Here is an 18980-nt window from a genome sequence, read left to right as displayed (position 1 = left end):
AACCATCAGGCCGCTGTCTCGAGAGTTCCCCCTTTCATGAGCGGGAAACCAAGGGCCTCCCGTTCCGCCAGCCAGGCCTCGGCCACCTTGCGGGCCAGGTTGCGGATCCGACCGATGGTGGCGGTGCGCTCCGTCACGGAAATCACGCCACGTGCCTCCAGCAGGTTGAAGGTGTGGCTGCACTTCAGAACGAAATCCAAGGCCGGTGCCGGCAGCTGCTTCTCGATCAGATCTGCCGCTTCCGCTTCATAGATGGCGAACAACTGCTTGAGCCGCTCGGGATTGGAGGCCTCAAAGTTGAAGTGGCACTGCCCCTTTTCAAACGGCAGCCAGATCTCGCCATAACTGCGCTCGCTATTCCAGCTGAGGTCCCAGATGCTTTCCACGTCTTGGAGATACATCGCCAGCCGCTCGAGCCCGTAGGTGATCTCAATCGAAACGGGCTTGCAATCGATGCCGCCGCATTGCTGGAAATAGGTGAACTGGGTCACCTCCATGCCGTCGAGCCACACTTCCCAGCCCACGCCCCAGGCGCCGAGGGTTGGGGACTCCCAGTTGTCTTCGACGAAACGGATGTCGTGGTCAGCGGCCTTGATGCCCAACGCCTCCAATGACGCCAGGTAGGTCTCCTGGATGCCATCTGGGGATGGCTTGATCAGCACCTGGTACTGAAAATAGTGCTGGGCCCGGTTGGGGTTGTCGCCATAACGGCCATCGGTGGGGCGACGGCAGGGTTCGGGATAGGCCACGGCCCAGGGCTCCGGGCCAATGGCCCGGAGCACCGTGTGGGGGCTCATGGTGCCGGCACCCTTTTCGGTGTCGTAGGGCTGCAGCAACAGACATCCCTGGTCTGCCCAGAACCGGTTGAGCGTGCTGATGATGTCCTGAAAATGCACTGGGCCGGGGCGTCCTGGGTTCCGATTCTGCCCAGTGGCCGGTCAGCCCTCCAAAGCCAGGCAACGGTGCAGGTGCGCGATGGCGTGATGGCGATGCGGATTGTTGCCGCTGGGACCAATCATTCCGAGCCAGAAACTGCCATCCCCCTGAAAGACCAGGACTGGCTTTGCACCGCCCTTGCCATGGCAATCCAGCAAGGACATGCAGAGCTTTTCAGCCACCTCCGGTCCTTTGGGGCGCTGGCGCAGGCGACGCAACAGTGGATCCACCTGCGAGAAGGAGACGAAACAGGTGCGGTCGGAGTCGGTGATCAGGATCAGGCCATCCAGCCACTGCACTTCCTGAAGCAGCTCTTCAATGCGGGGCAGCAGCTTCGGCAGCGGAAACGCCAAACCGGAACCTCCCCTTAACGTTCTCTTCAGCTTTCCTACGTCAGCAGCGGGGCGTGTCGCAAGCGACGCAGGCGAAGATTCATGCCCTAAGGATCAAAACGCCCATCTGCCCGGCCACGAGCGAGCGGTGGTTCGCTTCGGCAAATCCCGCCTGCCGTGCCAGCCGCTCCTGTTCAGGCCCCGCAGGAAAGCGCTTAAGGCTTTTCTCCAGGTAGGCGTATTCCTCCCGTAAGCCCACAGAGGCGGCAGCGGGCACCACCAGGCGACGCAGATAGAAGCGCTGAAAGGCAGCCGCCGCGCCGCTTTGGGGCAGACGATTGAAATCCAGCACCCCGGCACGCCCGCCGGGCTTCAACAGCCGGCGAAGTTCCTTTAGCCCCTGAAGGGGGTCCGCCAGATTGCGCAATCCGTAGGCCATCACCGCACCATCCACGCAGGCAGTGGGCAAGCCGGTTTGCAGAGCATCCCCCTGCTGGAAGGTCACCGGCAACCAGGGCTGCTGGCGCTGGCGCTGGCGGGCGCGCTCCAGAGGAGCAGCGGCGGCATCGAGACCAGTAACAGCACCAGCGGGGCGAACACATCGCCCCAGTTCCAAGGCCAGGTCCCCCGTTCCGCAGCACAGATCCAGCCAATGCTCGCCAGCCATCGGCTTGAGGGCGCGCACTAATTGACGTTTCCACTGGCGATGCAACCCGAAACTGAGCACATCGTTGAGGCGGTCGTAGCGGGGAGCGACAGCGTCAAACAGCTGTTCCACCGCCGCGGGATCACCAGGCTTCATGGACGGATCGTCAGGCCACGGGAAAGCAGATCTTGCTTGATCTGTTCCACGGTGAGAACTCCGTCATGCAGCAACGAGGCCAGCAAAGCTGCGGAAGCATGGCCTCCCTCGGGGCCCACGTCCAACGCCTCAGCGATGTGATCCAGGCAACCCGCACCACCGGAGGCGATCACCGGGATGGGGACCGCATCGGCCACGGCCCTGGTCAGGGCGAGGTCGTAACCAGCCTGGGTGCCATCACCATCCATCGAGGTGAGCAGGATCTCTCCAGCCCCGAGGCCAGCCACCCGCTGGGCCCACTCCACAACATCGAGGCCCGTGTTCTCGCGGCCTCCCTTCACGTACACATCCCAGCCGCCGGCATCGCGACGACGGGCATCAATGGCCACGACGATGCACTGGCAACCGAACTGATCGGCCCCCTCTCGCACCAGCTCAGGCCGCCGCACCGCCGAAGAGTTGAGGCTCACCTTGTCGGCACCGGCCCGCAACAACTCGGTAATTCCCTCAACGGTGCTGATGCCGCCGCCAACCGTGAAAGGAATCGTGACCGATTCAGCTGTGCGACGCACCATGTCGATCAGGGTGCCGCGCCCCTCATGGCTGGCTGCGATGTCGAGGAAAACGAGTTCATCCGCCCCTGCCCGGCTGTAACGGCAAGCCAGCTCCACTGGATCGCCGGCATCGCGCAGGCCAACGAAATTGACACCTTTCACCACCCGTCCTCGGGCGACATCCAGGCAGGGAATCAGACGCAGAGCAACCATCGATTCGGCGCAAAAGCGACTGTTAAGGTTGCGCCACTCTCCAAGCCTCGCAGGCCATGTCCCAGGCTGACGCCATCTCGATCGGCTCCAAGGTTCGCGTGACCCGCGTGCGTGATCGCATTCCCCAGGCCATGGTTGACCTTCTCAAGAAGGACGCCAACGGCACGGTGAAGGATTTCCGCACCGTCGACGGCAAAGGAATCGGTGTGGTTGTTGAGCTCAGCGATGGCTCCACCAGCTGGTTCTTCGAAGACGAAATTGCCGCAGCCTGAGGACTGTCTCTGTGAGCGACGCGCGTCAGCTGCTTGGGATGAAGGGTGCCTCGGGCACCACCAACATCTGGAAGCTGCGGCTGCAGCTGATGAAACCGGTCACCTGGATCCCCCTGATCTGGGGGGTGATCTGTGGTGCCGCAGCCAGCGGCAACTACGAGTGGCGTGTGGACCACGTGCTCGCAGCCTTCGCCTGCATGTTGATGAGCGGCCCCTTGCTGGCGGGCTTTACTCAGACCATCAACGACTACTACGACCGCGAGATTGACGCGATCAACGAGCCGTATCGGCCGATCCCATCAGGCGCAATTCCCCTGGGCCAGGTGAAGCTGCAGATCTGGGTGCTGCTGATCGCCGGTTTGGGCGTGTCCTACGGACTCGACCGCTGGGCCGGCCACACCACCCCCGTGGTGTTTCTGCTGGCGTTGGGTGGCTCGTTTGTGAGCTACATCTATTCAGCACCTCCGCTGAAGCTGAAGCAGAACGGTTGGCTGGGGAACTACGCCCTCGGCGCCAGCTACATCGCCCTGCCCTGGTGGGCCGGCCAGGCCCTGTTTGGGCAGTTGACCTGGGGCACTGCACTGCTCACCCTGGCCTACAGCCTTGCGGGTCTTGGCATTGCTGTCGTCAACGACTTCAAGAGCGTTGAGGGCGACCGTGAACTCGGGCTTCAGTCGTTGCCGGTGGTGTTCGGCATCAAACGCGCCAGTTGGATCAGCGCCGCGATGATCGATGTGTTTCAGCTGGCGATGGTTGCCGTCTTGATCGGGATCGGCCAGCATTTCGCAGCGGTTCTGCTGGTTCTCTTGATCGTTCCCCAGATCACTTTCCAGGACATCTGGCTGCTGAGAGACCCCGTGGCCTTTGACGTGAAATATCAGGCCAGTGCCCAGCCCTTTCTGGTGCTCGGCATGTTGGTGACCGCTCTGGCCGTGGGCCATAGCCCCTTGACCCAGGTGATGTGAACCGTTCCCGCCTGCACTGGGCACTGATCGCTGGCACAGCAGCTGCAGTGGGCGTGGGCGCTGCTCTAAGCATGCGCGCCCTGACGGAACTGGTGGATGCCACCCTCCCGGATGCCCGGGGGATTGCCAGTTTCAATCGGCCGGGAACGATCACCCTGCTCTCCACCAACGGCAAGGTGATCCAGAAGCTGGGGCCAGCGACGCGGGAGAAGGTGAAACCCGGTGCGATGCCGCCAACGGTGGCTGAGGCTTTCATCGCCGCCGAAGACCGTCGTTTCTATCAGCACGACGGTGTGGATGGCTGGGGCATCGCCAGGGCCATCGTCACCAATGTCCGCCAAGGCGCTGTTCGGGAAGGGGCAAGCACCATCACCCAGCAGCTGGCTCGAACCGTCTTTTTGAGCCAAGACCGCACGATCACCCGCAAACTCAAGGAAGCGGCTCTGGCCATGAAGCTGGAGCGCCAGCTGAGCAAGCAGCAGATCCTCGAGCAGTACCTCAACTACGTCTACCTGGGCTCCGGCGCCTATGGCGTTGCCGATGCGGCCTGGATCTACTTCTCCAAAACCCCGGAGCAGCTCACGGTTCCTGAAGCAGCCATGATCGCTGGGCTGCCCCCGGCGCCATCGTTTTATTCACCCCTGGTGAATCCGGATCTGGCCAAAGAGCGGCGCTCGATCGTTCTTGATCGCATGGCCCAGGCCGGATTCATCTCTGCTAGCGAGGCAGAGCGCGGTCGCACCAGCCCTCTTGGACTGAAGCCCGCAACACCCAAGTACTTCAACAGTTCAGCGCCTTACTTCACCACCTGGATTGCCCAGGAGCTGCCCAAATTCCTGACGCCCGAACAACTGGAAGTGGGCGGGGTCAAGGTGCGCACCAGCCTGAATCTCGACTGGCAGAAGAAAGCTCAACAGGTAATTCGAGCCAATGCCCCCTTCAACACCGAGGGCGCGATGGTTTCGATCGATCCCGGCAACGGACTGGTGCGGGTGATGGTGGGCGGCAAGGATTTCTCCAAGAGCCAGTTCAACCGCACCATCCTGGCGCTGCGCTCTCCGGGCTCCACCTTCAAGCTGTTTCCCTACGCCGCGGCCATTGATCGGGGATTGAAGCCCGAAACCAAAGTGTTCGATGCCCAGCGGTGCTGGAACGGCTACTGCCCCAAAAACTTTGGCAATAAGTACTACGGCAACATCTCCCTGGCCGATGCCCTGAAGAACTCACTCAACACGGTGGCGGTTCAACTGCAGGACATCGTTGGATTTGATGCCGTCATTGAAGTTGCCAACAACTTCAACATCGGCACCGAGCGACCTCTCGGCAAGTACTACCCCATGGCCATCGGGGCCTACGAGCAAACCATCCTCGACATGACCGCCGCCTATGCCGGCATGGCCAACCGCGGCGTGTTCTTCACACCCAGCCCCTTTGAGGAAATCCGTGGACCGAAGAATGAGCTTCTCTGGAGCAGGCGCCTGAGCGACAACCGAGGCAAGCGGGCGATTGATAGTGATGTGGCAGACACCATGAACTGGATGCTGCAGCGGGTGGTGACCGGCGGAACCGGCATCGCCGCCAAACTCGACGATCGACAGGTGGCCGGCAAAACGGGAACGTCAGAGAACACCCGTGATCTCTGGTTCATCGGCTCGATTCCTCAGCTCACAACGGGCGTCTGGTTCGGATACGACGACGACCGCGCCACCAAGAGCACCAGCGGTGAGGCGGCATGGGCTTGGAAGCAATTCATGATCCAGATCAAGGACGAGATCCCCGTCCGCAACTTCCCCGACAAACCCAAGCTGAAACGCGAAGTGCGCTTGGCTGTTGACCCGAAAACGATCGCCAAACCACCGAAGACCAAACCAGGGCAGGAGAAGGGGAATGGCAGCGGCGATCCTGATGGAGCTCAACCGACGGAGCTGCCCGCGCTCACTCCCTTGACGCCTCCGCCTCGCCAGACCCCCTATCTCTGGAGAAACAGCACGCCAGGCAGAAGCGTCGATCGACAAGGACGTCGCTGGAACCGGGATTGATCCAAGGCCTTAAGCCCGCTTCAGCACAGCCGAATAGAAGCCATCTCCTCCTCTTGCTTGATCCGGCCAGAGCTGGCTCTCCTGCTCCAGGCAGAGCGATGGATGTCGCTTCAACAACGCCTGGATCTGTTTCTGATTTTCATCGGGATGAATGGTGCAGGTGGCGTACACCAACACGCCTCGAGGAGCCAACAACGGCAAAAGTCCGTCCAGGAGAGCCTGTTGTTGGGGCAAAAGGCCACGAATGGATTGGGGCGTCACCCGCCAACGGGCGTCGGGGTGACGGGCCAGGGTTCCCAGCCCCGAGCAGGGGGCATCAATCAAAATGCGCTGGAAGGATTCACGCCAGTGGGGGCGCTGCTCCAAAAGATTGGAGGCATCCGCAGCCAGAGCATTAATGGAAGCGAGGCCCAGCCGGGCGGCATTGGCCGCAACGCGCTTGAGCCGTCCGGCTGAACGGTCCACAGCCCAGATCTCCGCCTGATCTCCCACCAACTCCGCCACATGGGTGGCTTTTCCCCCCGGAGCAGCGCAGGCATCCAGGATGCGATCTCCCGGCTTGGGATCGAGCAGAGGTGCAATCCACTGCGCCGAACAATCCTGCACACACCAATGGCCCTCGGCATAACCCGGCCAGTGGCGCAGATCGCCGCTGTGGCCTGAGATGCGCAGGCCGTCAGGACAACCAACGATGGACTCACTGTTGATGCCAGACGCGGCCAGATCCTGCTGCACCTGCGAGGGGCTCGAGCGCAACCGGTTCACCCGCAGATCCAGATCCGGCACCCGGTTGCAGGCGCTGGCCACCGCCGCGGCCCCTTCAGCCCCGCGCCACTCGATCAACAACTGGGTGAACCAATCCGGCAGGGAATGGGCCTGGGCCAGCTGAGCCGGCTGATCGTTGGGCAGTGGCAGGGTTTCGCCGGCCTCACGCGCCCGCAGCGCCGCCCGCAGAACCCCATTCACCACAGGGGCCAGCCGGGCCAATCCCTTGCTGGTTTTGGCCAATTCCACAGCGGTGTTCACCGCTGCTGAATCTGGAATCCGCTCCATCAACAGCAGTTGATAGAGCCCCACATGCAACAGCCAGCGCAACTTGGGCGGTTGCTTCTCGGCCGGCACCTTGCCCAGCCGATCCAGCCAGGCATCGAGAGTGCGCCGTTGGCGGATCGCCCCATAGGCCAGCTCGGTCACCAATCCCCGATCCGAAGGCTTGAGGTCCCGCTCCCGCAGCACCCGCTCCAGCGCAACATCGGCATAGGCCCCAGCCGCAACCGCCTGCAACACATCCCAGGCGAGACGGCGCGGCAGCAGTCCAATCGGAGCCGAATCAGACAAGAGCGACACGAATCAATCCCCAGCATGGGCGTCCGGGTGCCAGAGGAACTGACGCAGCGGCAAGCGTCCTTCCTCATCCACCGGAATGCCCTCAGCCAGCAGAAGATCACGCTGGATCCAGTCACTGCCCTCACGGCTGAGGCTCATCGAAATCCGGCCCTGAGCGTTCACCACGCGGTGCCAGGGAACGCTGGACGGGAGCTTGAGCCGGCGCAAGGCCCAACCCACCTGACGCGCACAACCAAAGGCACCGATCAAATCAGCGATCTGGCCGTAGGTTGCCAAGCGACCGTGGGGGATGCGGGCCACCTGGCTCCAGACACGCTGATCAAACGTGCCGCCGGAGACGTACGGTTCAACGGAGGGATCCTCGGGCGGGATCTGAATGGCGACGGAAGCGCTGACTTCTTGATTGTCGTTCCAGACCCCAAAGCATGGAAGGACCCCACCTGTTGCTCTCTCCCGACTGACCGCCCATGCCCCTGCTGCCGCGACGGTTTGAGCGGCTGAAATCCGTGCTCAACCACCGCATGGCGGATCTCACGGTGCTACTCGAACACGTGGAGAAACCGCACAACCTCTCCGCCATCCTGCGCAGCTGTGATGCCGTCGGGGCGCTGGAGGCCCACGCGGTGAGTTTTGACGGGCGACCACGCACCTTCAACAGCACGGCCCAGGGCAGTCAGAAATGGGTGCCTCTGCACGACCATCCCGACACCGAAACAGCCATCCGCCATCTCAAAGCGAAAGGATTCCGACTCTACGGAACCCATCTCGGGGTGGATGCCAAGGACTACCGGGAGTGCGACTTCACCGGGCCCACCGCCTTCGTGCTCGGGGCCGAGAAATGGGGGCTGACCGATCAAGCCCGGGACCTGATGGATGAAGCGCTGTTCATCCCGATGCGAGGCATGGTTCAGTCCCTGAACGTGTCAGTGGCCACCGCAACCCTGCTGTTTGAAGCGCTGCGCCAACGCCAGGTGGCCGGACTGGCTCCAACCCAGGGCGAAGGCTTGAAGCCAGAGCAATACCAGCAGTTGCTGTTGGAGTGGTCCTACCCCGAGGTGGCCCGCTGGTGCCGGGAGCAGGAACGGCCTTACCCCGCCTTGAGTGAGGAGGGGGAGCTGATGGAGGAGTTGCCGCGAACTGTGAAGCTGCGCTGCTGATCCAACGGAAGACTTGTATCTGCTTGAACCCTGGGCCATAACCAAAGCAGCGGATTGTCAGCAATGGACAACAAACAGCTGCACCAGTACGCGGTCACCTATCACTGCGGCAACGAATGGGGCGAAGAAATGCTCCAATCCGACGATCTCAGCCATGCCGTGGAAGCGGCCCACGCCATCTTCCCCAGCTCCTGCCGGATTTCGATCCGTGAGGTGAAGGCACAGAAACCAGCCTGAATTCAGCGCGGTCGCCGCGGCACTCCAGGCAACTGAACCGCGGCGATTAACACCGCCGTTTCCAGCAGCAGATTTCGGCTGACCAGCACCACCACCAACATCAAGGTGGTGGCCAGGATCCGCTCGAGCAAGGCGATCACGTCATCGGTGCTGTCGCAGCTCTTTTTCCAGAGCAGCGCGGCCATGCTCAGCAACAGCAAGCTGATCCACCAGGCCATCACACCCGTGCCGATGGGGTCAGTCTGACGCGGGCCGGGCTTCTGCGCCGCTCACCCAGGCCTCGATGCCTTCGCCGAGGAAGGACAGCCCCAGCACCAGCACAAACATCGCCAGGCCAGGGAACAGCGCAGTCCACCACACCCCTGTGGGCACTGCGGCAAGAGCCAGGTTGAGATCACCACCCCATTCAGGCACGGTCTCCGGCAGACCCAGGCCGAGAAATCCCAATCCACCCAACACCAGCACTGCATCAGCGGCATTGAGGGTGAGCAGCACCGGCACGGAGGTGATCACATTGCGGAACAGGTAGCGCCGCAGGATCCAGAGCGGCCCCGCCCCGAGGCTCTGGGCCGCCTCCACAAACAGCTCGCTCTTCACCTGGGCGGTTTGATTGCGCACCACACGGAAATACTGCGGCACGTACACCACACATAGGGCGGCGGCGGCATTGGGAATGCCCTTGCCCAGCAGAAAGGCCAACACCACCGAAAGCAACAACACCGGCAGCGTGTAGAGCGTGTCCATCAGCAGGACCATCAGGCGATCGACAGCGCCGCCGAAATAACCACTCACCATGCCCAGGGGCACACCAACCAGCAGGGCCACACCCACCGCAAGCAACACCACCTGAAGCGCCACTCCACTGCCGGCCATGGTGCGCACACACACATCCCGGCCGAGCCGGTCGGTGCCGCACCAATGGGTCCAGCTGGGAGCGGAGTAGATCGGATTCTCCAGGCCGGCATTGGCGTCCGGAAGGACGCCAGCACTTACCAAGAACGGCGTGATCAAGGCCACCAGCAGGTAAATCCCCACAATCACCAGGCCCCAGAGGGCCATGCGGGTGGAGAGGCTGCGGGTCACGGGCAGGTTGGCCTCAGGCAGATGCATTGTCTCCCGAACCGCGGAAGAATGAAGCCATGGCGCCCCGATACCGCTGGCGACAACAGCTGCTGGGCAGCCTGCAAGGCCGGCTGCAGCTGGCTCCCTATTTGATGGTCTTCCTCGGCTTCACCGGGGCCTCATCGGTGGGCCTGTTGATCGATCAGCGCAATCTGCTGGCCAACGACCAGCAGTTGGCCCGCCAAAGCATCGAGCTCTACGACAAAGCCATCCTTGGCATGCAAAACGACCCAGCCCAGTTTAAAAGGCAGTTGCTGTTCCACTCCAGCGCCAATATCACAACTCTGATGGAAGAAAAGAAAAATTAAATCAACCAGAGGCTCAACAAACAGGGGAGCCAATAACGCCTTTAAATACAGCCAAATCCAGGAATGGAGCTTATAACAAGATTATATATTTAAATTACAAATACACACACAAAAAAGCAAGGCTTGTTTGGCAATTATGTACGCGCACTAAACGTATTTTCACAAAGCCTTCAAACGCCTGGACAAGCAAGGGGTGCAAGGAAACCACTCAAGAAAATCAACTCGAAAAGATTTAATCAAAAATTAACAAGCAAGATTGTCGAAACGCAGAAGCACAGCCAATATAAGAACTGAAAATTCTCCTCCAAATCACGGAAACACCGAGGTCAACCATGGCAAAGCTCAACGGGCGGCTAATCCTCCAGCTGCTAAAGCGCAAGTCAAAGTCAAACCTACTGAGCCGAGGCTTCACACTTGTGGAGCTAATGGTCGTGATCGTGATTGTTGGCATCCTTTCAGGCATTGCACTACCCAGCTTCCTTAGCCAACAAAATAAAGCTAAATTAACCGAGGCAAGCACAAAGCTTTCGGCAATCCTGAAAGCAGCTCACGCTGAGTACCAGTTCGGCAGTAATGAAACTGATGCAATTACCATGGGGAATGATTCGGCGGATAAAAACAGTCAATCTGGACGTTTTCGCTATGCGGTCACAGATATTAACGGAAACAAAATTGCGGCAGGGCCTCTCCCAGGGGGAGGAATCTTGACTGCCACGGCAGACCCTCACGATAGGGGGGGTGGTAACAAGCCTGTGGATTATGATGAGGGATTAGAAGCATCCGCGAAGATAAAAGTTGGGCAAGGCCAAAACCAACAGGAAGTTGATGGAGTAGTTTTTGGTTGCATCAACCTAAAAACAGGAAAAATAGACATTGATTCGACATTCAAAACAAACGCTGATGTTCGGTTTGATGGCAGAGGAGCGGATGCCGTCACAGCAGCCCTTAAATGTAGTTAACACAATTTGGCTGTAAATCGGGTCGCTGCACAAGAAGCGGCCCATGACTGCGTCTTTAAAACAGCCTGATGCAACCAAAAAGCAAAAAAAGAAATGCAGAGAAGAAAAGTCAGCACAGCATAAGTAGCATTAAGCTGAGGTTTGCTTCACAAAGCGAAAGAGGGTTTGCCCTACCAATTGTTCTAATTGTGGGCCTTTTTATGCTCATTAGCGGGTTTACGCTGAGCATGCAAACATTCCGGTCCCTATCCACTGCAAGAAAAGGCACTCATCAGCAACAAGCGCAGTACATTGCAGAGACAGGGATTGCAGAAATCATTGAGCAACTAAACAGCAACTACAGATACTTAATGGTGAATTGCTATAAAAGAAATCAGGACGCGATATTTGACCCGCTAAGCATTTGCGGAAGCAGAGACATAGGTGGATGGGGGCAAAATGAATCTCCCTTACCTAGAACACCCATGGCAGCATGCCTTGGCAACAACAATGGAAACGAAAGAAACTTCTCTAACTATTCCGAAAATATAATTCTAGAACAAGAAATAGGGCAAGCCAATGGAGGAGTAGACAACAAATCGATTAAAGGAAAGTGGCAGCTTGAAACCTATTCCTTCTACGGGAATCACGCGAACGGCGGGAAAGGAATCATTCAAGTTCGAGGAACAAGGACAAATCGCGACAATCAAGTATTAGCAACATCAGTAATTAACAAAACGATTCTAATCAAAAGCAAACCCTGCTCTCGAAGACTTTTAGACGAGTTTGATCCGAACCATTTTCCCAGCCTTCTCGCAAGAACCATTGATATTGGATCGGATGATGTAATAGGGAAGAATACGGCCAATGTTTACTGCACAAGCTGCGCCAGCAATGAGGATATCAATAGGTCAAGAGATAGCGTTATTCAAGGAAAGATAAATTTGGGTATGGTAAAACTTCCAGATGTCCCTCAATTCCCAGCTGAACTGAAAGAGTTTGTTTCGCTTGGAAATATTGAAACAGAGGGGGAAGAGTCAGTCGAAATCAAATCACCCAATGCAGCCTTAACAGCTTTTGATCCGATTTGTGACGGATGTGAAGGAACAACACACATCAGACCCGCTGCTGGAAAACCCATGTGCATTACAGACAAGCAAAAACAAGTACATTGCTTAATCAACAACATTAATCTCCAAGGGAGTGAAAATCTTTCAATTCAAACAGACCAAGGAGTACGACCAGTATTCATATATCTTGAAGGCAATTTAACAACCAATTCTAATTCTCACATGATCAATCAGGATGGAAATGCCAACGATCTCATAATTAGTGGTACAAGCACAGGCTGCATGGGAAATACCACTCAAACAATTCAACTCACAGGAAGCAATACTCTCAAGGCTTTTATTTTTGCACCGTGTGCAAGCTTACAAATTAATGCAGCGCCCAATCTCGAAAATACTGCTGAATGCTTAACCAGACAAGAGCAGTTTGTGGCCTTCGATAATCAATCTAATAGGGATCACGATGGGGAGTGTAAGTCGGGCGACCTAGATGGTGCTGCTTGGATCGGAGAATGGGTATCTGATCCATTGAATTCTTCCGGAGAACTTACAGTTCCCAGCAATCTCTCGGAACAACTTGTAGAACGGCTTGGTCCAAGCTTCTCAGTAGGGCCAAGTGACTACGTAGCTGTTGGAACAATTGATTGGACAACGTCACGTTAAAAGATGAAAGTAAAACAAGCTTGTTGCTGTTGCGATGATCAAACAAAAGTCAGGAATGGCTTCACCATTGTCGAACTTCTTATAACCTCTCTCTTGCTTGGAATATTAAGTACGATTGTCGTCAATAGTTTTGGACAACAGACGCAACAGGCGCGCGAAAGAGAAGCAATTCAAGCACTGATTACGTATGCAGAAATGACAAAAGTTAGAAGTTTAACCGACGCAAAAACCTGCATAATGTTAGTCGATCATGTAGAAGCAACTATAGAAATCAGCAATCAACGTGAATGCAGCGGCATTGGATCAAGCAATTTCTCTGAAGGCATTGACACAACAGATGGTTGGAAGATATGTGGCACGAGTAATCCCTTAAACTATGAAATGAGATGCAGCAATGAAGTCGACGGAAGCGATATCAACAACGAAGGCAATCCTTTGTTGTCGACCCGTGTATTTTTTACTCCTACAGGGATGGTATCGCAAGGGGCTCTTTTTAAAATCATAAACACAAAAAAACAACGTGGGTACTGCGTTGCGATCACAAGCCCTGCAGGAATAATACGTCAAGGACGAGTAATTGAAAACAACTGCAGTTTTCCTGAGTGAATGAAGAAACCTATTCCCGACATGACTCAAGACAAGGGTTTTACTTTAATTGAACTGCTCATGGCTGCGGCACTTGGCGTGATAACAACGTTAATGGCGGGCCAAGTTATGGTTAGCCAAATTGAGTCAACTCAACGGATTCACCGTCGAGACAGAATACGCAGCGATTGGGCAAATGCCAATAGATTTATAACAACAGAAATCAATCGCTCGCAATATGCAGTGGATGAGATCAGCAATGAAGAAGCTGAGAATTGTGGCATCGAACCTCAGCAAGCGAGGCTCGCACTGCATTTTACAAAAGAGCAGAACCTAAAACCGTCAATTTATTATATCTCGACGAATGATCCTGCCTGGGAAGGAATATTATTCAAGAGGTGTGGTCCATCGTTCGACCACTCTGGAAATTACAGAAGAGAATTAGAAAATGGAATAATCATCAATGGATTAAAAGATGTAGAAAGAGGATATGTCCAGACGATCGCAAACAAAAAACTTGTTAATTTTGAAATTACACTCAAAGATCTTGACAATAAAACATACAATGTACAGGGTTCAGCCAGATCACGTATTCAAACAGTCATTACCCGTCCCGGAGAACAACGTGTTTGCAATCAAGATCATCGGAATAACATAAACGGCATCAAAATAAATCTCACTTCAGGCTCTGATGATTTCACACCGGATCAAAATCGCATGCAGTGGAGTCAAGAAACAGATGGTGACGTGTTGATCTGTGGCTTTGGCGGTGGCGACAACATTCATGGAGGAGACGGTAATGATCAAATTGAGGCCGGCGGAGTTGAAGGAAGTGAACTCTTCGGCGGTGATGGTAATGATCGAATCTTGGGAGGTGCTGGAAACGACACCCTTCAAGGTGGAGAAGGGGATGACACACTAATTGGAGGATTGGGAGATGATCTTCTCGAAGGAGGCTTAGGAACAAATTACTATCTTCCAGGGATCGATCAAAACAATTCGTTCTGCGAACACGACCGGATCGTAGGAACTAGAGATGGTTATGACATCATCTTTTTAAAAGAGAATAAGGATCAATATTTACAATCAAATAACTGCAATAGCTCGAGCTGTCGTATTTCAAAGGTTCAAGAAAACAATAGAAAATCAGTGGACATCATAGAGGGAGATCTTTTAGTCTTCAATGATCAGAGATTAGAGCTGTTACCTGGAGAAGCCGAAAACCTAGAACCTCCAGCACCTGGTCCATGCACTTTGGCAGTTGAGATTCAAGAACCACCAGAGCCAGCTGAAGACCCACGTTGGGAAGCCTTGAGAGCAACCTCAGAAATTTTGAAGGGGATTCTCCGATCAGGCATTGGTATTTTTGATAGAAACAACAGAGAAGAAACATCAGTACTCCTGGTCAACAGATTACAGGAAACAATTGATTCTTTACCGGAAGATATTAGCAATCAGATCTGCATTCTCAGCCATCCGGATCACTGGATATCGAGATGGGGAACTGTTGGTTTTATGTATCGTCCAAGAATCAATGACACATGCGAGTGGGGGGGGGAAGCATTTGGGGGATATGGATACATTGGGTTTTGGGCACATACAGATATGCGAGTACCCTCCTATGACGGCGCGCGTATTACCAAAGAAGGAAACAGAAACTATCACTGCAGCAACTTAAGAGCTATGAACTTTAGAACAGGATCTGAGAGGGACTCATGCTAAAAACAACATAGCAGTAACCCCAACGAAACAGCATTCATCTACTCCACACTATAGTCAATAGCAGGCCAGAAAACAGAAATACCAAGAACCTAATGACAGATATCCCAGTTACATCTAAAATTGTTGTATCGAAGGGATTCATGGGATGACCAGCTCTATCTCGATAACATTCCAATTTGTCGATCTTAATAAATCATCCGATCGAGACTGGGCCAAAGAAAAAATATCTGCTACAGGAGAAAAGAGCTTTCACCAAATCAATGGAGAGCGTCTTTCTACCCATGATCTGCTTAATGCACTGAATGCATTTGATAACGAAAATGAATCCTCAGATTTAAGTATTGACCAATTAGAACAAATTACAGGCGGTGTCGGCCTACCGGAAGCCCTGGTTTCATCAACAATACTGATGGCAATGGTGGCAGGTGCGAGCGGAATGTTTGTCAACAGCGTTGGAGCTGTTGGCGACAGCCAATCACAGGATTTGATCAATACAACCATACATTCCAATATCGAGTCTGTACGTCACCAGCTGACCAACCATAATTACAATGAAGCTACAGGAATGTATAACCCTCAGGTTGAGTCAGGTGCCATCGGGGAGGACTTCGTTCAGAGTCTGAATTTGATAGACGCAAACCCGGAGCGCAGCGGCATTCAAACCAATCTGCAGATTGGCAATGAAAACATCATTCGCACTATTGAAGCCGACGGAAATGGGATCACAGTGACCTACAGACACGGAGGGAACGATGTGCAGTCAACCTCGATGGTGGCACCTGCCTCAGGTTGGCTCTCCTAAAAAGCGCGTTAAAACAGTGTCTAGAGGCTAATGCCAAGCGATGGGGGAACAGCTCCGAGACATACTTTTTGGTTCAGATTTTTTTGCATGGGCTGAGCGAACGCAGTCGGCATCAGTGCTAAACAAAGAAACAACACTGATCGAAGAGGGTTCTGAAGGGAAAGAGCTGCTAATCCTTGTTGAGGGCAGTGCAAATGTCACTAGCGAACAAAGAGATGGTGAAGCACTCGAAATAGCAGCACTCGATGCACCTGCCTTATTCGGGGAAATGTCTTTTTTACAGGGCCGAGCCACTGTTGCTAGTGTGATGGGAAGTACTGGCAGCCGTTGGCTTCGGATCCCTTTTGAAAACCTTCGCAAAGCAATCGGCAGTGATCCTGAACTTGCTGCTGACTTGTATAACGTTCTCGCTCGAAAACTCTCTCTGCAGCTTCAAAGCCAGAATGCGATGGTGCACCGCTGGGCCACTAGTGAAATTGAGCCACTTCGCAAGGTATTGCTTGTTTTTGCAGAACTCAATGATCTCGATATCGACTGGATGAGCCGGCATGGGAGCGTGATGAATTATCAAAAAGGAGAATCATTCATCGAACAAGGCCAACAGCTAAATCAGATCTGGGTGGTGCTCACCGGAGAAGCCAAGATTGTTTTGGTGACGTCGAACCACGAGGAGGAGGTGGGAAGCTCCCGCCGAGGCGAACTCCTGGGAGAAATGGCATTACTGAATCAAAACGGAGTTGCAACTGCACGCGTCGTGGCACAAAACTCCATGCAGCTTCTCGCTCTCCCTCATGAACCATTGATTCAACGGATGTCGACCGACTCCGCCTTCCGAGAGCGATTTCAGCGGGCCTTAGCAATGTTGTTGTCCCATCGATGCCGAGACCAACTGATGCGACATGGACTAGCCAGTCGAGCAGCCGCCAATGAAGCCATCAGCTTCGACACCCTCGAAAACATCAGCCAAGCTGGACGCCGCTTCGATTGGTTGTGCCGTCAACTCGCAACGGCATGAGCCAAACAGCTGTTCAGGTTCAGCGCTTGTTGCAGAACTGGACTGACGGTGAATTCAGCACGGCTTCCCGTTTGCTCTGGCAAGCGGGGCTCCCGAGTCGCATGCTCCAACTCCCGCCCGATTGGTGGAACAGCTCCTGCGCCATCGATTCAGGGCTCTGGCTGGTACGGGAACGCAGTCCCTCGGCCCGGATCTGGCTGGTGAATCAAAACGACGCCACCCTCCAGCTGACTTGGCAGCCAATCGGATCCGAGCACGCCACTCCTCCAGCTCCTGAGCAACTGGACCGCGATGTACTGAGCCTGTGGCCTGGCCATCAACAGCTCCCCCGGTTCTGGTCACTACCCAGCTCCGAATCGGCCGCCCTCATCATCGAAGGGATGCTGTGGATCGGCCTGGCCGTCCTGCTCATTCAGGGGCATCCCGGGGCATTGCTGATGCCCGTTCTGATTCTGCTGCTGCGCAGTCACCACAGCCCGTTGCCATCGTCTCTTCGCGCCACTCAGTTGGCGGTGGCCGCCCTGCAGCAGTGGCTCCGACTTCCCCTGCGCACCGTGGTGCAGCTGCAGAACAACCTGGGATCCGGGTTGATCCAACTGCTCCTGCAGGCAGGTCAACGGCAACCGGAGGTTCTACGCGGTCTGCTGATCCCGCTGGTCACTCTTACTGGTGCCACGCTGCTTCTGCTCTTGATCCAGCCGCTGCTGGGTCTGGGGCTGCTGGGGCTTTGTTTCCTCTGGCTGCTGTCCCATGCCGGACTGATCTGGAGCAACCGCGCGCTGATCATTCACCGCGACCAGGCCTTCGAGCGGGCTGATCAACGCAGCCTCGCCCTGCTGCGCATCAACGCCAGCCTGCGGCTGGCCGCCGCAGAAGACCATGCCTTGTCGTTCTGGAGAACGCCCCAGCAGGAGGGCCTGCTTTGGCAGCGCCGCCTGGATCGCAACCGCACGCTGGCGCTGCTTTGCGCCTTGTTCTGCACAGGCGCCTCCATTTGGTTGGGCCTGAACGGCAGCAGGCCGCTGCAGGTGCTGCCGCTGATCGCCTTGCAACTGGCCAGCAGCCAGCTGCTCAGTCACCAGATTCAGAACCTGGTCAGCCTGCAGTTGAAATGGAAGGCCGGCCAGGGCCTGTTGGCCAGCACGCCGGAATGGCAGCCCGGTGCCACTGACCCCGGTGCGCTCCAGGGCGCCATTGACTTTGAGGCGATCAGCTACCGCTACAGCGAGCGCAGCTCGTGGGCACTGCAGGATCTGAGTGTGCAGATTCCTGCCGGCAGTTATGTCGCCCTGGTGGGACCCACCGGGAGCGGTAAGTCGACCCTGCTGCATTTGTTGCTGGGCTTCGCGGAAGCGCAGCACGGGGTGTTGCGCTTTGACGGCACCGATGCGCGCCTGCTCCAGCAGGACCAGCTGCGGCCGCAGATCGGAGCGATGCTCCAGGACGGACGTCTGGTGGGACACACGATCTGGGACGTGCTGGCCGCCGGAAGGCCCCTGACGATGACCGCGGCGATGGAAGCCCTCGATGCCGTGGGCTTCCTCGACGACCTCAAGACCCTGCCGATGGGGCTCGAGACGCCACTGCCTGGGGAGGGACGGCAACTCTCCGGCGGCCAGCGCCAGAAACTGGCGATTGCCCGCGCCTTGATCGGCCAACCAAAGCTGCTGCTTCTTGATGAGCCCACCAGTGCCCTCGACCCAAGAAGTCAGGCGACGGTGCTCAGCACCCTGCGCCAGCTGCGCTGCACCCGACTCCTGATCGCCCATCGGCTCAGCACAGTGAAGGAGGCCGATCTGATCCTGGTTCTGCAGAACGGAGAACTGGTGCAGCAGGGGGATTACGTCAGCCTGGCCGACAGCAATGGCGCCTTCCGCGCGCTGATGCAGCAGCAGGGGGTCTGA

Annotated in this window: 21 protein-coding genes; 13 read left to right on the top strand and 8 right to left on the bottom strand. The window is 56.1% G+C overall.

The genetic code is table 11. The features are described 5' to 3' along the window. Positions 1-5 precede the first annotated feature (5 nt). The 4 genes from glyQ to hisF all read right to left on the bottom strand — a co-directional run bounded on the left by glyQ (position 6) and on the right by hisF (position 2837). The gene (gene glyQ / locus NCN05_RS07535; protein ID WP_250397606.1) at positions 6-896 is read right to left on the bottom strand and encodes a glycine--tRNA ligase subunit alpha; all 891 of its coding nucleotides are present in this window, start codon (positions 894-896) and stop codon (positions 6-8) included. 42 nt (positions 897-938) lie between these two features. Next, positions 939-1289: a hypothetical protein gene (locus NCN05_RS07530; protein ID WP_250397605.1), complete on the bottom strand. Its 351-nt coding sequence runs from the start codon at positions 1287-1289 to the stop codon at positions 939-941. A gap of 79 nt (positions 1290-1368) precedes the next feature. Continuing rightward, positions 1369-2070 carry a bifunctional demethylmenaquinone methyltransferase/2-methoxy-6-polyprenyl-1,4-benzoquinol methylase UbiE gene (gene ubiE, locus NCN05_RS07525; RefSeq protein ID WP_250397604.1) on the bottom strand — a complete coding sequence of 234 codons (702 nt, stop codon included), beginning with the start codon at positions 2068-2070 and terminating at the stop codon, positions 1369-1371. Further along, on the bottom strand, positions 2067-2837 hold the full coding sequence (gene hisF, locus NCN05_RS07520) for an imidazole glycerol phosphate synthase subunit HisF (RefSeq protein WP_186509032.1): 771 nt from the start codon (positions 2835-2837) through the stop codon (positions 2067-2069). Before hisF ends, ubiE begins: the two co-directional genes overlap by 4 nt. Before the next feature lie 56 nt (positions 2838-2893). Here hisF and petP point away from each other — a divergent pair, with 56 nt between their 5' ends. The 3 genes from petP to NCN05_RS07505 are packed head-to-tail and all read left to right on the top strand — an operon-like array spanning position 2894 to position 6113. Continuing rightward, entirely contained in the window at positions 2894-3109 is a 216-nt protein-coding gene (petP, locus tag NCN05_RS07515) for a cytochrome b6f subunit PetP (RefSeq protein WP_114988478.1), read from the top strand. Between the two features lie 11 nt (positions 3110-3120). After that, complete coding sequence (gene chlG / locus NCN05_RS07510) at positions 3121-4074, top strand: chlorophyll synthase ChlG (protein WP_250397603.1); 954 nt, start codon at positions 3121-3123, stop codon at positions 4072-4074. Then, the gene (locus NCN05_RS07505; protein ID WP_250397602.1) at positions 4071-6113 is read left to right on the top strand and encodes a transglycosylase domain-containing protein; all 2043 of its coding nucleotides are present in this window, start codon (positions 4071-4073) and stop codon (positions 6111-6113) included. The genes chlG and NCN05_RS07505 overlap by 4 nt, the downstream gene beginning before the upstream one ends. A 9-nt stretch (positions 6114-6122) precedes the next feature. Here NCN05_RS07505 and NCN05_RS07500 read toward each other — a convergent pair whose 3' ends face one another. Both NCN05_RS07500 and NCN05_RS07495 read right to left on the bottom strand, forming a co-directional pair. Next, positions 6123-7460, bottom strand: coding sequence for a 16S rRNA (cytosine(967)-C(5))-methyltransferase (locus NCN05_RS07500; RefSeq protein WP_250397601.1), 1338 nt, complete (start codon positions 7458-7460; stop codon positions 6123-6125). 3 nt (positions 7461-7463) lie between these two features. After that, positions 7464-7832, bottom strand: a complete 369-nt coding sequence (locus NCN05_RS07495; RefSeq protein WP_250397631.1) for an MGMT family protein — start codon at positions 7830-7832, stop codon at positions 7464-7466. A 95-nt stretch (positions 7833-7927) separates the two neighbouring features. On the opposite strand from NCN05_RS07495, the gene trmH reads away from it, so the two are divergent. Together trmH and NCN05_RS07485 are read left to right on the top strand one after the other, a co-directional pair. After that, on the top strand, positions 7928-8617 hold the full coding sequence (gene trmH, locus NCN05_RS07490) for a tRNA (guanosine(18)-2'-O)-methyltransferase TrmH (RefSeq protein ID WP_250397600.1): 690 nt from the start codon (positions 7928-7930) through the stop codon (positions 8615-8617). Positions 8618-8680: 63 nt separating this feature from the next. After that, the gene (locus NCN05_RS07485) at positions 8681-8854 is read left to right on the top strand and encodes a hypothetical protein (protein WP_250397599.1); all 174 of its coding nucleotides are present in this window, start codon (positions 8681-8683) and stop codon (positions 8852-8854) included. Between the two features lie 2 nt (positions 8855-8856). Here the strand turns inward: NCN05_RS07485 and NCN05_RS07480 are convergent, their stop codons facing one another. Together NCN05_RS07480 and NCN05_RS07475 are read right to left on the bottom strand one after the other, a co-directional pair. Beyond that, entirely contained in the window at positions 8857-9072 is a 216-nt protein-coding gene (locus NCN05_RS07480; protein WP_114988483.1) for a hypothetical protein, read from the bottom strand. Between the two features lie 19 nt (positions 9073-9091). Further along, positions 9092-9964, bottom strand: coding sequence for an ABC transporter permease (locus NCN05_RS07475; protein ID WP_250397598.1), 873 nt, complete (start codon positions 9962-9964; stop codon positions 9092-9094). 29 nt (positions 9965-9993) lie between these two features. Between NCN05_RS07475 and NCN05_RS07470 the strand changes: the two genes are divergently transcribed. From NCN05_RS07470 to NCN05_RS07435, 8 genes are all read left to right on the top strand, one after another. Next, entirely contained in the window at positions 9994-10284 is a 291-nt protein-coding gene (locus NCN05_RS07470; protein WP_250397597.1) for a hypothetical protein, read from the top strand. Between the two features lie 332 nt (positions 10285-10616). Continuing rightward, the gene (locus NCN05_RS07465; protein ID WP_250397596.1) at positions 10617-11243 is read left to right on the top strand and encodes a type IV pilin protein; all 627 of its coding nucleotides are present in this window, start codon (positions 10617-10619) and stop codon (positions 11241-11243) included. A gap of 68 nt (positions 11244-11311) precedes the next feature. Next, positions 11312-12952: a DUF7305 domain-containing protein gene (locus tag NCN05_RS07460; protein WP_250397595.1), complete on the top strand. Its 1641-nt coding sequence runs from the start codon at positions 11312-11314 to the stop codon at positions 12950-12952. A gap of 3 nt (positions 12953-12955) precedes the next feature. Continuing rightward, positions 12956-13558: a type II secretion system protein gene (locus NCN05_RS07455; protein ID WP_250397594.1), complete on the top strand. Its 603-nt coding sequence runs from the start codon at positions 12956-12958 to the stop codon at positions 13556-13558. After that, a complete protein-coding gene (locus NCN05_RS12525) occupies positions 13559-15259 on the top strand; it encodes a prepilin-type N-terminal cleavage/methylation domain-containing protein (protein ID WP_284500435.1) in 1701 nt (566 codons plus the stop codon). Between the two features lie 145 nt (positions 15260-15404). Continuing rightward, a complete protein-coding gene (locus NCN05_RS07445; RefSeq protein ID WP_250397593.1) occupies positions 15405-16061 on the top strand; it encodes a hypothetical protein in 657 nt (218 codons plus the stop codon). A gap of 40 nt (positions 16062-16101) precedes the next feature. Next, positions 16102-17076, top strand: coding sequence for a cyclic nucleotide-binding domain-containing protein (locus tag NCN05_RS07440; RefSeq protein ID WP_250397592.1), 975 nt, complete (start codon positions 16102-16104; stop codon positions 17074-17076). Further along, complete coding sequence (locus NCN05_RS07435; RefSeq protein WP_250397591.1) at positions 17073-18980, top strand: ATP-binding cassette domain-containing protein; 1908 nt, start codon at positions 17073-17075, stop codon at positions 18978-18980. The genes NCN05_RS07440 and NCN05_RS07435 overlap by 4 nt, the downstream gene beginning before the upstream one ends.

Source organism: Synechococcus sp. MU1651, from assembly GCF_023630635.1.
Lineage (GTDB): Bacteria > Cyanobacteriota > Cyanobacteriia > PCC-6307 > Cyanobiaceae > Parasynechococcus.
This window is presented reverse-complemented; position numbering and strand designations above follow the sequence as displayed.